The 12,383-nt window shown below is 72.6% G+C and carries 10 protein-coding genes; 3 read left to right on the top strand and 7 right to left on the bottom strand.

Annotated elements, in window-relative coordinates:
• Positions 1-108: 108 nt before the first annotated feature.
• From AC2CHE_RS25190 to AC2CHE_RS25175, 4 genes are all read right to left on the bottom strand, one after another.
• A complete protein-coding gene (locus AC2CHE_RS25190) occupies positions 109-1,044 on the bottom strand; it encodes a DUF368 domain-containing protein (protein ID WP_484507331.1) in 936 nt (311 codons plus the stop codon).
• 97 nt (positions 1,045-1,141) lie between these two features.
• A complete protein-coding gene (locus AC2CHE_RS25185; RefSeq protein ID WP_484507330.1) occupies positions 1,142-3,667 on the bottom strand; it encodes a polynucleotide kinase-phosphatase in 2,526 nt (841 codons plus the stop codon).
• Positions 3,664-5,097, bottom strand: coding sequence for a 3' terminal RNA ribose 2'-O-methyltransferase Hen1 (locus AC2CHE_RS25180; RefSeq protein WP_484507329.1), 1,434 nt, complete (start codon positions 5,095-5,097; stop codon positions 3,664-3,666). The genes AC2CHE_RS25185 and AC2CHE_RS25180 overlap by 4 nt, the downstream gene beginning before the upstream one ends.
• A gap of 193 nt (positions 5,098-5,290) precedes the next feature.
• Positions 5,291-5,503, bottom strand: coding sequence for a hypothetical protein (locus AC2CHE_RS25175; protein ID WP_484507328.1), 213 nt, complete (start codon positions 5,501-5,503; stop codon positions 5,291-5,293).
• Between the two features lie 177 nt (positions 5,504-5,680).
• Here AC2CHE_RS25175 and AC2CHE_RS25170 point away from each other — a divergent pair, with 177 nt between their 5' ends.
• Complete coding sequence (locus AC2CHE_RS25170; protein ID WP_484507327.1) at positions 5,681-6,064, top strand: phage holin family protein; 384 nt, start codon at positions 5,681-5,683, stop codon at positions 6,062-6,064.
• 223 nt (positions 6,065-6,287) lie between these two features.
• Positions 6,288-7,313: a class II fructose-bisphosphate aldolase gene (gene fbaA / locus AC2CHE_RS25165; protein WP_484507326.1), complete on the top strand. Its 1,026-nt coding sequence runs from the start codon at positions 6,288-6,290 to the stop codon at positions 7,311-7,313.
• A 93-nt stretch (positions 7,314-7,406) separates the two neighbouring features.
• Here the strand turns inward: fbaA and AC2CHE_RS25160 are convergent, their stop codons facing one another.
• The gene (locus AC2CHE_RS25160) at positions 7,407-8,654 is read right to left on the bottom strand and encodes an LOG family protein (protein ID WP_484507325.1); all 1,248 of its coding nucleotides are present in this window, start codon (positions 8,652-8,654) and stop codon (positions 7,407-7,409) included.
• 252 nt (positions 8,655-8,906) lie between these two features.
• Here AC2CHE_RS25160 and AC2CHE_RS25155 point away from each other — a divergent pair, with 252 nt between their 5' ends.
• On the top strand, positions 8,907-9,335 hold the full coding sequence (locus AC2CHE_RS25155; protein WP_484507324.1) for a DUF3151 domain-containing protein: 429 nt from the start codon (positions 8,907-8,909) through the stop codon (positions 9,333-9,335).
• Positions 9,336-9,393: 58 nt separating this feature from the next.
• Here AC2CHE_RS25155 and AC2CHE_RS25150 read toward each other — a convergent pair whose 3' ends face one another.
• Both AC2CHE_RS25150 and AC2CHE_RS25145 read right to left on the bottom strand, forming a co-directional pair.
• Positions 9,394-11,265 (bottom strand): MinD/ParA family ATP-binding protein, encoded by a 1,872-nt coding sequence (locus tag AC2CHE_RS25150; protein ID WP_484507323.1) that lies wholly within the window; start codon positions 11,263-11,265, stop codon positions 9,394-9,396.
• Between the two features lie 81 nt (positions 11,266-11,346).
• Positions 11,347-12,276 (bottom strand): hypothetical protein, encoded by a 930-nt coding sequence (locus AC2CHE_RS25145; protein WP_484507322.1) that lies wholly within the window; start codon positions 12,274-12,276, stop codon positions 11,347-11,349.
• Positions 12,277-12,383 lie beyond the last annotated feature (107 nt).

Genomic DNA, 12,383 nt, shown 5'->3' with positions numbered 1-12,383 from the left:
CCCCGACCCCCGCCCGCCCCCCCCCCCCCCGCCCCCCCCCCCCCCCCCCCCCCCCCCCCCCCCCCCCCGCCGCCCCCCCCCCCCCCCCCCCCCCCACCAAGCGGTGTTTCAGCGGACGTGCGGCGTCTCGTACGTCTCCTCGGTGAGATCCCGGGCGGCCCGGCGCAGCCGGCGACGCTCGGCGATGATCATTGCTGCGACGACGGCGACGCCGATCAGGAACAGCGTCACAATGGACGCCACGTGGTCGCCCGGCGCGTGCAGGGCCCGGTCCTCGGACTGCCACGGCCACAGCGCGCGCAAGCTACCCAGGATGACGCCGGCCATCACCGCCAGGGTCATCCGGCGGTGCTGCTCAAGCAGCCACTGGAGCAGCTTGACGAAGAGCGCCAGACCGATGACCATGCCCGCGGCGAAGATCGCCAGGTAACCGAAGTCGCGGTCGTTGACGGCGCTGATCGTCGGCTCGTACAGGCCGATGGTGAGCAGCAGAAACGACCCGGAGACCCCGGGCAGCACCAGGGCGCAGACCGCGACCGCCGCCGCGACCAGCACGACAAGCGGGTGCGGTTCGATGGTGGCCTGCGGCAGTCCGGTCAACACGAACGCCGCCACCCCGGCGACGACCAGCGCGACCACCTCCGACCCCCGCCACGACTTGCCGACCATCGAGATCGGCACCAGCACCGAGGCGAGGACCAGCCCGAGGAAGAGTCCCCGGGTCTGCTCCGGATGGTCGGCCAGCAGCGGTTCGAGCAGCTTCGCCGCGATCAGCAGGCCGGGCAGCATGCCGATCAGCAGCGGGATCACCACCTCCCAGTGCACCTGCCGTAGCTGGTGCCCCGCTCGCGTCCACCCACGCCCGCGCGGCACGTCGGTCGCCGCGTACCGCACCGTGTTCACCAGATGCCCGGCGGACGCGATGACCCGCTCGTACACGCCGGTCACCAGCGCGATCGTCCCACCGCTGACCCCTGGCACGGCCTCGGCCACACCGATGGCCGCGCCGCGCAGGACATGGCCTACCCGTTCGCCCAATGCCATGAAGATTCCGTTCCGTGATTCGCTCGATCACTGGCCCCGTGTGGCGTCCGCCACGGTCAATCAGGCTACCGGGGGCTCGGTCGCCCGCCCGGCCAGGTCACAGTCGTGGGTCGACCGGCTCCGATTCGCAGGCCAGGATCGCGAAGACCAACTCGTGGCGACGCCACAACGGGGCACCGTCGACCAGGGCGTCCAGGGCTGCCAGGCCGAGCGCGTGTTCGCGCAGTGCCAGGCCCCGCTTGCGGCCCAACGACCTACGCCGCAGCGCGGCCAGCTGCTCGGGCTCGGTGTACTCGGGACCGTAGATGATCCGTAGATACTCCCGACCCCGGCACTTGATGCCCGGCTGGAGCAGCGAGCCCCGTCCGCTACGGGCGGCCGGGCCCGCGTACGGCTTGACGACCATGCCCTCGCCGCCGGTCCCGGTCAGCGCCAGCCACCACTCGGTCGCCTCCCGCACCGCGACACCGTCGGACAGGTCGACGACCCGCCGCCGGGTGGGGGTGAAGAAATCCGGGTCGGCCGCGCAGAGCCGGTCGGCCAACGCCAGGTGCCAACCGTGATCGCGGTCGCCGTAGCTGGCCTTCGCCCCGGCGAGCACTGCGAACGGCGCGAGCCGCACCCCGCGCAGCCCGTCGGTCGGGCCCACGTACGCCCGGTACGCCGCCGTGTAGGCCGACACGTCGTCGCGGCGACGGGCCATCCGGTCCCGTAGCTCGCCCACGTCCAGTCCTCGCCCGATCGCCGCGTCCAGCGTCGCCACCGCCACCGGCAGGCCGGCCCGGCCAGCCGCGCCGACCCCCGCGTACTGCTCGCGAATCAGGCCGGCGGCCTTGGCCGACCACGGCAGCAGCTCGCAGTCGAGCAGCAGCCAGTCGGTCGCCAACTCGTCCCATAGCCCGGCACCGGTCACCGCTGCGCGGACCCGGTCCAGCAGCTCGGTGTCCAGCGGCTCACCGAAGAACGGCCGACCCGTGCGGGTGTGCACGACCCCGCCGCCCGGGCCGAACGGACCACCGTCCGGCGTTCGGCAGACCAGCACCACGGCCCGGGAGCCCATGTGCTTCTCCTCGCACACGACCCGGTCCACACCGGCCGCCCGGTAGTCGGCGAAGGCCTCCGCCGGATGTTCCAGGTAGCCGTCCAACTGCGAGGTCGAGCAGGGCGCCATCGTCGGTGGCAGCCACACCAGCCGGCGCGGGTCGACCGCGAAGCGGCTCATCACCTCCAATGCGGCAGCGGCGTTCTCCGCCGGCACGGTCAGCGAGCCGTACGCGTGCTCCACGTGCCGCCGACCGGTCACGTCGGTCAACTCCAGCACCTCGTCAGGCCGGGCCGGCGCGGCGGTCAGCGGTCGGACCGGGGCGTACCACTCGCGCTCCGCCGGCACCGAGACCAGTTCCCGCTCCGGGTAGCGCAGCGCGGTCAGCCGGCCGCCGAAGACGCAGCCGGTGTCGATGCAGATGGTGTTGTTGACCCACTCCGGCTCCGGGGTGGGGGTGTGGCCGTAGACGACGGTGGCCGAACCGCGGTACTCGTGGGCCCACGGGTAGCGCACCGGCAGGCCGTACTCGTCGGTCTCGCCGGTGGTCTCGCCGTACAGCGCGAACGCGCGTACCCGCCCGGACGCCCGCCCCTGGTACTCCTCCTTCAGCCCGGCGTGCGCCACCACCAGCCGGCCGCCGTCGAGCACGTAGTGGCTGACCAGTCCGTCGACGAAGGCGGCCACCTCGGCGGTGAACTCCGCCGGCTCCGCGTCCAGCTGCGCCAGCGTCTCGGCCAGACCGTGGGCCACCTTGACGTTGCGGCCGCGCAGCTTGCGCAGCAGCTTCTGCTCGTGGTTGCCGGGCACGCAGAGCGCGTGCCCGGCGGCGACCATGCCCATCACCAGGCGGAGCACCCCGGGCGAGTCCGGGCCACGGTCCACCAGGTCACCGACGAACACGGCGGTACGCCCCGACGGATGCGTCGCGTCCACCGCCCGGCCGGCGCCGTCACGGTCCAGCCGCCAACCCAACCGGGTCAACAGCGCCTCAAGCTCGACCCGGCAGCCGTGCACGTCACCGACGATGTCGAACGGCCCGGTCAACTCGCGTCGGTCGTTGAACAGCCGCTCGTAGCGGATCTCGGCGGCCTCGATCTCGTCGGTGCCGCGCAGCACGTGGACCTTACGGAAGCCCTCCCGCGCCAGCTGGCCGTAGCTGCGCCGCAGGTCCCGGGACATCCGGGCCAGCACCTGCCGGCCCAAGGTGCGGTCGGACCTGGCTTCGGTACGCTCCCAGGCCAGCGCCTCCGGCACGTCCAGCACGATCGCCACCGGCAGCACGTCGTGTTCGCGGGCCACCCGGACCAGGGCGGCTCGGGCGTGGGGCTGAAGATTCGTCGCGTCGACAACGGTCAGCCGGCCAGCGCGCAGCCGCTTGCCCGCCACATAGTGCAGCGCGTCGAAGGCCTCCGCCGAGGCGGACTGGTCGTTCTCGTCGTCGGCGACCATCGCCCGGAAGGCGTCGGAGGAGAGGACCTGGCTGGGCGCGAAATGCCGGCCGGCGAATGTCGACTTGCCGGAGCCGGAGATGCCGACCAGCGCCACCAGGGCCAGCTCGGGAAGGTCGAGGACGGTCATCGCGCTGCCTCCGCTCGGTTGAACACAGCCAGTTGGGTGGGTGCGCCGACCTCCGGGTCGTCCGTACCGACGCCGTGTACCACGGCCGTGTAGCCGTACGTGGCGCCGACCCGCCGTACCCACTCGTCGAACTCGGCGCGGGTCCACTCGAACCGGTGGTCGGCGTGCCGGAACACGCCCGCCGGCAACCCCTCGTAGCGCACGTTGTGCTCCACGTTCGGCGTGGTCACCACGACGGTCGTCGGTCGGGCGTAGCCGAAGACGGCGTCCTCCAACGCCGGCAGCCGGGGCGGGTCGACGTGCTCGATGACCTCCATCAGCACCGCCGCGTCGTACCCGAACAGCCGCTCGTCGCGGTAGGTCAACGCGGACTGCCGGAGTGTGACCCGGGTGCGCTGTCGTTCCGGCAGCTGGTCCAGTCGCAGCCGCCGGGCGGCCAGGGTGAGCGCATGGGTGGAGACGTCGGTGCCGACGATCTCGGTGAACTGCCGGTCACCGATCAGCGTGGCCAGCAGCGCACCCCCGCCGCAGCCCAGGTCCAGCACCCGGTGGGCGCCCGCGTCGACAAGCGCGGCGTGCACCGCCCGGCGCCGGAGCGCGGCAAGCGACGCCCGGGGCGCCGGCTCGGCCGATACGGCGTCCGCCATCCCGTCGTCGGCGGTCGGCTCGTCGGTGGGTCGCTTGGCATCCAGCCGTTCCACTGCCGTACCCGCCAACGCCCGCCGGTGCGCCAGATAGCGGCGGATGATCAGCCCGCGCTCGGGGTGGTCGGCCAGCCAACCCGCGCCGGCCCGCAGCAACTTGTCCACCTCGTCCGGGGCCACCCAGTAGTGCTTCGCGTCGTCCAGCACGGGTAGCAGCACGTACAGGTGGTTGAGCGCGTCCGCGACCCGCAGCGTGCCGGTGAGGGTCAGGTCGACGTAGCGGCTGTCGCCCCACTGCGGGTGCAGTTCGTCAAGCGGAATGGCGGTGGCGGTGACCGCCCAGCCGAGCGGACCGAAGACCCGCTCCGCCACATCGGCCCCACCACGGCAACGCAACACCGGTACCCGTACCTCCAGCGGGATGCCCTGGGCGGCCAGCTCGGGGCGTTCCTTGGAGGCGCCTCGCAGCGCCGAGCGGTACACCTTCGACAACGCCGAGGCGAGCAGACTGGAAGCGGCGTACGGTCGGTCGTTCACATACCGCCCGAGGGTGAAGCTCTCCGGGGCGGTGGTCGACTTTCGGCCGCGGCCCCGGTCGGTGGCCAGTTTCAACGGATCGACGTCGAGCAGCAGCGCGGCGGTGCAGCGCTGCTCGTCGGCCTCCGGGTAGAACACGTGCGCGGTACCGACGGGCATGTCGAAGGCGTGCACCCGGTCGGGGTGCTTGATCAGCAGGTGACCGAGGTCAGTCGCCGGCTGGTGCGTGGTGGTGAGGGTGAGCAGCACAAGCCCATGGTGTCAGTTCTCTCGATCTTGCGCCGCCCTGTTTTCGCGGTGGTTGCGGTATGCGAACCCGTCGGGGTTCGGCTTCCGGCGGCGGTGCCGGTCTGTCATGGAGTTGGTGGGCGGTCTGTGCGGCGGGGATGGAGCGGGTGGCGAAGTGCCGACCGTTCCGCGCGGCGTCCGACCGGAAGGTTGATCAGCGGTAGTCGTCCTCGTCGGCGCCGACCACCCGGGCCTGCTCCATGGCGTCCCAGTCGTCGACCTCCAGGCCACGGTGCGGCTCGGCGTCCACCTGGCTCGGGTCGACCACGGCTGCCTGCTCGACGGCGTCGGCCGGCTCGGCCTCCAGGTCGCGCTCCTCCGGGCTCAGGTGGTCGCCGGGGGCGAAGTCCTCGTCGGGCTGGCCCATGCGATGCCTCCGGGCTGTCGGCGGTCGGGTACCCACTCACCGTACGGGGTGTGCCGCCGGCACGCTGGGAACCACCGAGCCGTACGCCGGTGTCGAGCCGGCGAGGGTACGCCGTCGCCACGGCCGAGTCGGCCGAATCGGCCCACCGGTGACTCTCACCGGTGCCAGGATGGTGCCGTGGGCTTCCTCATCCGACTGGCGGCGACCGCCATCGCACTGTGGATCACCACGCTGATCGTGCCCGGTGTCGAGGTGGCCGGGCGCACCGGCTACGACACGGCGTTCACCCTGCTCATCGTGGCGTTGATCTTCGGTCTGGTCAATGCGGTGCTCAAGCCGGTCATCAAGGTGGTGGGCTGTGTCTTCTATCTCCTGACCCTCGGCCTGATCGCGTTGGTGGTCAACGCCCTGTTGTTCCTGCTGACCGACCGGATCGCCCGGGCGCTCGATCTGCCCTTCCAGGTGGACGGCTTCTGGGCGGCCTTCTGGGGAGCCATCGTGATGGCGGTGGTCACCTGGCTGATCAGCGTCGCGGTACCGGATCCAGCGGACCGGCGGTGAACCGGCCCGGTTGTGCCGGTCCGGCGTCGCTACGGGATACTGCCCGCGGAGGACAGCGCGGTCCGGCGCAGCAACGTGGAACAGGCGGCCGCACGGCCGGCCTTCAAGGTAGAACAGGGCGGCCGCACGGTCGACCCCCAGGGTAGAAGAGGCGGCCGCACGGCCGGCCCCTACGGAGAACAGCGGCCGTACGGCCGACAGCGGCAAGTAAGGAGCGTTCGACATGCCCATCGCTTCCCCCGAGGCTTACGCCGAGATGCTGGACCGCGCCAAGACCGGCCGGTACGCGTACCCGGCGATCAACGTGACGTCCTCGCAGACGCTGAACGCGGCGCTCAAGGGCTTCGCCGACGCGGAGAGCGACGGCATCATCCAGGTCTCCACCGGTGGCGCGGAGTACCTTTCCGGCCCTTCGGTCAAGGACATGGTCACCGGTGCGGTGGCCTTCGCCGCGTACGCGCACGAGGTGGCCAAGAAGTACCCGGTCAACATCGCCCTGCACACCGACCACTGCCCGAAGGACAAGCTGGACAAGTTCGTCCGGCCGCTGATGGCCATCTCCCAGGAGCGGGTCAAGCGGGGCGAGGAACCGCTGTACCAGTCGCACATGTGGGACGGTTCGGCCGTGCCGGTGGCGGAGAACCTGGAGATCGCGGCCCAGCTGCTCGACGAGGCGGCCAAGGGCAAGATCGTCCTGGAGATCGAGGTCGGCGTCGTCGGCGGCGAGGAGGATGGCGTCGAGAACGCCATCAACGACAAGCTCTACACCACCGTCGAGGACGGCCTGGCCATGGTTGAGGCGCTCGGCATGGGCGAGAAGGGCCGCTACATGGCGGCGCTGACCTTCGGCAACGTGCACGGCGTCTACAAGCCGGGCAACGTCAAGCTCCGCCCGGAGATCCTCAACCAGATCCAGGAGGCGGTCGGCGCCAAGTACGGCAAGGACAAGCCGCTCAGCCTGGTCTTCCACGGCGGCTCCGGCTCGCTGCTCTCGGAGATCCGTGAAGCGCTCGACTACGGCGTGGTGAAGATGAACATCGACACCGACACCCAGTACGCCTTCACCCGTCCGGCGGCGGACCACATGCTCCGTAACTACGACGGCGTGCTCAAGGTCGACGGCGAGGTCGGCAACAAGAAGATGTACGACCCGCGGGTGTGGGGCAAGGCTGCCGAGGCGGGCATGGCCACCCGCGTGGCGGAGGCCTGCGAGCACCTGCGTTCCACCGGCACCACGATGACCAAGTGACGACCTGACACCGCCCCGGACGGCGGCCGGCTCCGACTCGGGCCGGCCGCCGTGCCGTCGTACCCGCAAAGGTTTCCGCCGACCGGGCTCCTCCTACCTCGTCAGCAGGCGGGCCGCCTCGTGGACGTCGTCGGTCAGGTGCACGGTGCCCGACAGATCCCCGAAGGGGGAGGCGGCCAGCAGCGGGCGCAGCAGCGACTCCACCGGCAGTTCCGTCGTCCAGTACGCGCGGTCCAGGAAGACGTACGCGCCGCTGGCCCCGTCGGTGCCGTAGTAGGTCTTGGTGGCCGCCTGGAACACCTCCTGCACGGTGCCCGCCCGGCCGGGAGCGAAGACGATGCCGCCCCGGGCCAGCCGCAGGATGGTGTCCTCCCGGATGGCGTTGGAGAAGTACTTGGCGATCCGGCCCGCGAACAGGTTCGCCGGCTCGTGCCCGTACAGCCAGGTCGGCACCGCGAGGCCGCCGTAGCCCGCCCAGCCCAGATCACCGGTGGTCAGCGCGGCCGAGTCCGCCCGATAGGCGGTCACCGGCTCGGTGCCGTTGACCGGCGGCGTGACCGACCGACCGAAGAGTTCCCGTACCCGTAGCGCCGCCGCCGTGTAGCGGTCGTGGTCGGTGTAGTCCGGGGCGGTGGCGAGCAGGTCGATGGCCGCGCCGAGGTCCTCCGCCGACCGGGTCGACAGGTACGCACCCAGGTTGGCCGCCTCCATCACGCCCGGCCCACCACCGGTGACCACCAACCGGCGGGCCCGCGCGAGCTCCCGGCCGAGCACCGCGGCCATCCGGTACGGCTCACTGCCGCGGCGGACCGCGTGCCCGCCCATCACCCCGACCACCGACTGCGGCCCATGGGTGGTGAGCCAGGCACGGGTGGCGTCGGCGAGCGCGTTGTCCACCCCGTGATCGTGCAGCCGCTGGCCGAGCGCCTCCCGGACGTCGGGTAACGCGCCGCCGTGCGCGCGGAAGTGCGCGTACACCCGGGTGTCGTACATCGCCGCGAAGCCACCCTCGGCGAAGCCGGCGGCGAGTTCCTCCGGGGTGTAGAGGTGGGACGGCTGGGTCGAGTACGGCAGGCCGGGGAACGGCGGCACCACGTCGGCGCCCCGCCGGACCAGGTCGGCTCCGACCTGCCGGGAGGCGAAATGGCAGCCGACGAAGAGCGTTCCGGTCACCTCGACCCCGGTGAGGTCGGGGACCGGCTCCAGGTCCAGTCGGAGCCCCTGCACGGTGAGTCCGACCAGGCTGCCGGTGGCCAGTCGCCGGTCGAACTCCGCCCGGGTCTGGATCTCGTCTGTCCAGGTGTGCGGCTCGATCACGTCTGCGGGAGGTGGAGTGGGCATCGGGTCATCCTGCCGGGCCGGCGCAACGCCGTGGAGGTGACCCCGGGACGACCCCGGTGATGAGACGGGAGCCCGGCGGCCTGGCCGGGCTCCCGCACTTCCGGTTCCTGGGGAGGCTCCGGATCCATAGTTGTAGTGGATACGACCCGACGACGGCATGGGCCGCAGGCGTGACCGACCTCTCGGCCGTTCAGCCGACCGGCTGACCGGACCCCCTCGCGGGCCCCCGTGTGAAGCGGGTTGAATGGGGCGATGCAGAACCTCCTACCTGAGCCGCCCGCCACGCTCCTGCCGACGCACGTCGAGGCCGACTCTGCGCTGGCCGCAGCCGAGGAGGCCGACAGCGACGAGGCGTTCGCCGAGGCGGCGGCCCGGTACCCGACGCACAGCGCGGCGTGGGCGGCACTCGCCGCCCGGGCGTTCGCGCAGGGCCAGGTCGTGCCCGCGTACGCCTACGCCCGTACCGGCTACCACCGGGGTCTGGACCAGCTTCGAGGCAGCGGGTGGAAGGGGCACGGGGCGGTGCCATGGTCGCACGAGCCGAACCGTGGCTTCCTGCGCTGCCTCTACGTGCTGTCCCGGGCGGCGGACGCGATCGCCGAGGCGGACGAGGCGGCCCGCTGCGCCCAGTTCCTCCGCGACTGCGATCCGGCCGCCGCCGACGCGTTGGCCAGCAACTGACCTGCTGCGGTGTTGCCGGCCCGGGTGAGCCCGGGTCGGCGGCGCGTCGGCAGGTGGTCTACAGTCCCTCGGCCACCGAAGCTGCGATCTTGAGCCAGGCGTCCCGGGTGGCCGTCGAGAGGTGCGCGTAACGCAGCGGCTCGCCGGTGTCGATGAGCCGCTCGTACGGGGCCAGCAGCACCGCCCGGGTACGGGCGGCGAAGTGTTCCTGGATGGCGGGCAGGTCGATCTCCTTGCGGGACGGCGGCATGGAGACCACCGTGACCGCCTGCCGGACCAGCCGCTGTCGTCCGCTCTGCTCCAGGTGGTCGAGCATCCGGGCGGCTGTCTCGGCCGAGTCGTTTCGGGCCGACATGGTGACCACCAGTTGGTCGGTGGCGTCCATGGCGGCCTGCCAGTTCTGCGCCCGGACGTTGTTCCCGGTGTCTACGAAGATCAACTTGTAGAACCGGCTGACCACCTCGCGGATCTCGCCGAAGGCGGCGGCGGTGAGCATCTCACCGCCGGTGGCCGACTCGTCGGAGGCGAGCACGTCGAACATCCCCTCGCCCTGCGAGCGGACGTACTGGGACAGGTCGCCGACCCGCCCCTGCGCGCCGTGGAACTGGCCGAGATCTCGGAGCAGGTCCCGCACCGTACGCGAATGGAAATCCTGCTGGGCGCGCATGCCGAGGGTGCCCTGGGTCTCGTTGTTGTCCCAGGCCAGCACGTATCCACCGCGATTCTGACCGAAGGTCATCGCGAGTAGCAGGATGGCGACGGTCTTGCCGGCTCCGCCCTTCGGGTTGACCACGGTGACCTGCCGCAGCCCGCCGAAGTTGCGGCGCACCATCTCGATTTCCCGCTTGCGTTCCAGCTCTTGCCGCCCCGGCGGGAGCTTCACCAGGCCCGTCTTGTTGACCACGGCGCGTAGCCCGGTCGTCGCGACCGGGTCGGCGGGGCGTACCTGCCGACGGCGGGCGAAGTCCTCGGCCGTGGGGGCGGCACCGACCTCCGGGTTCCAGGCCGGCTCCGGGTACGCCGACGGCACCGGCGCTGCGGTGTTCGGCTGCGGGTAGGACTGCTGGGGTGCCGGCGGCGCCCCACCCTGGTGCCAGGGCGCAGGGTTCCAGGCCGGTTGCGGCGGAAACGGACCGGGTGGCGCGGGCGCGTACGACGGCGCGGCGGGTGGCTCGGGGTGCGGCGGCGCGTCGGGCCCCACGTCGACCGGTTGCGGACCGGAGGGTGGCGGCACGGGCGGCACACCGGCATCGGCGGGCACCGGCGGTAGGGGTGTACCGGGTTGCGGCACCGGGGCACTGCCGTGCTGGGCGGTCGGCGGCGCGACGAAGGGGTACGGGCCGGGTCGCTGGGGCGTCGGCGGCAGCGGCTGTGGAATCGGTGGCAGCGGTTGGGCCGGCCCGGCCCAGGTGGGGCGGGGCGCGTCGGGCGAGGTCTCGGCGGACGCGACCGATTCGGATCCGGACCGCTGCGGCGGATGCGCCCACGGCGACTCCGCCTGGGTTCGGGCCACCGGTTCCGTCTGCGGTCGGCCCACTGGCGGAGGCGCATGGTCGTCGGCACGGGTGTCGGCCACGGTCAGCGCGTCCGACGGATCCTGCGGACCGGAGTCGGTCGGTCCACCGTCGCGGCCGGGTGCGACGGCGGTGGGCCGGTCCAGGGTGAAGGGCAGGTCCAGGTCGACCTGGCCGGGCCCGGGTTGCGGTGCCGGCTCCCAGCCGGTGACGGTCGGCGTGCCGTTGGTCAACGACGGATAGTCCGCGGGCGACGGCTGCCCGGGCGGGGGAGGCGCGGTGGGCGGCGGCGGGGCACCCCACGCGGGCGCGCCGAAGCCGTCGATCTGCTCCGGCGGCCAGAGTGGTTCGATGTCCCGTTCCGGCATGCCATGCTGGCCGGGCGCGTGCACCCGGTCGGCGTTGTCGTCCACCACGGTGTCCTCCCCATTCCTCCTGACGAGGATAGGCCCAGTGGCCGACCCCGGCCTCCGCTGCGCCGGCCCGGCCCGGCCCGGTCAGGCCGTCCAGACCGCCCAGGCACCCGGCTCGGTCCACCAGGACCGCTTGCGGGTCAGCTGCCCCGCCACGCCATCGTCGAGGTACGGCAGCGCCGCCTCGTCCCGGGGCAGCACCGACGCGGCGCGGCCCCGGGCCCGCCGGACCTCCAGGCGTACCCGGCGGCGACCCCACCGCGACCGGCTGACCACCGGCACGGCCACCGCCACCTCGACCAGCCCGTCGGTCGGGTCGGGTTCGGCCAGCAGCGTCACGTCGTCGAGCCGGGCATACCCGCCCGCGTTGCCGATCGCGCAGGCGAGCAGCGGCTCGTCGCCGTTCGACAGCACGGTGTCGTCCACCTCGACCCGGCCGCGCCAGGACAGTGGGGCGCCGTCCTCACCGGCGGCACCGAGCAGCGCACCGTCCAGCGTCACCGAGCCGCCGTCATGCCGCAGCAGGTCGAGTCGGCGTGGCGTGCCGTCCAACACCGCGGCGGCCACCGCCGCGGGGTCGCGGGCCAACCCGAGCTGCGCGGCGAGGTCGCGGTGCGCCGTGCTGCGCGCCGGGTCGAGCGGCAGTACGCCGACCGGTGGCAGGTCCGGCACGGTGCGGTTGCCGGCCAGGTCGGTCGGGCGGCGACTGGGCGGCGACGCGTACCGCCGAACCATGCGGCGGAGCACGGCGCGCAACTGTGCGTCACCGGCCACCGCGACCACGAGACGGGTCTTGGCGTCGGCGTCCGGCCAGGTGAGGCCGTCCGGTCGCGGTGGCCCGTCCAGTCCGGCCAGCACCTCGTCGATCTCCGCGTCCGAGCGGGCGGTCACCGTCACGACCCGGGCACCTCGAGCCGTCAACGCATCGGCGCAGGCCAGCACCGGTACGCGCGGCGTCTCGCAGCGCTCCTCGCGATCCTTCGTGGGGGGGGGGGGGGGCCCCCCCCCCCCCACGCCCGGCCCCGGTACCGGCGGACACCCCGCCACCGGTACCGCATCCGTCCCCACCTCGCCTGCCGCTGCCGCCTCGCCAGAAGCGGATCCCGCCGCTACGGCCCCGC

The sequence above is a fragment of the Micromonospora sp. ATLC16 genome (assembly GCF_057196645.1).
The sequence above is the reverse complement of the archived record's forward strand: the minus strand, read 5'-3'. Positions and strand labels throughout refer to the sequence as shown.

Bases quoted from the DNA above. Each gene is read 5' to 3' on its own strand.
- AC2CHE_RS25175 (WP_484507328.1), bottom strand. From the start codon at position 5,503: ATGGGCCAGCCCGACGAGGACTTCGCCCCCGGCGACCACCTGAGCCCG.
- AC2CHE_RS25160 (WP_484507325.1), bottom strand. From the start codon at position 8,654: ATGCCCACTCCACCTCCCGCAGACGTGATCGAGCCGCACACCTGGACA.
- fbaA (WP_484507326.1), top strand. From the start codon at position 6,288: ATGCCCATCGCTTCCCCCGAGGCTTACGCCGAGATGCTGGACCGCGCC.
- AC2CHE_RS25190 (WP_484507331.1), bottom strand. From the start codon at position 1,044: ATGGCATTGGGCGAACGGGTAGGCCATGTCCTGCGCGGCGCGGCCATC.
- AC2CHE_RS25185 (WP_484507330.1), bottom strand. From the start codon at position 3,667: ATGACCGTCCTCGACCTTCCCGAGCTGGCCCTGGTGGCGCTGGTCGGC.
- AC2CHE_RS25155 (WP_484507324.1), top strand. From the start codon at position 8,907: ATGCAGAACCTCCTACCTGAGCCGCCCGCCACGCTCCTGCCGACGCAC.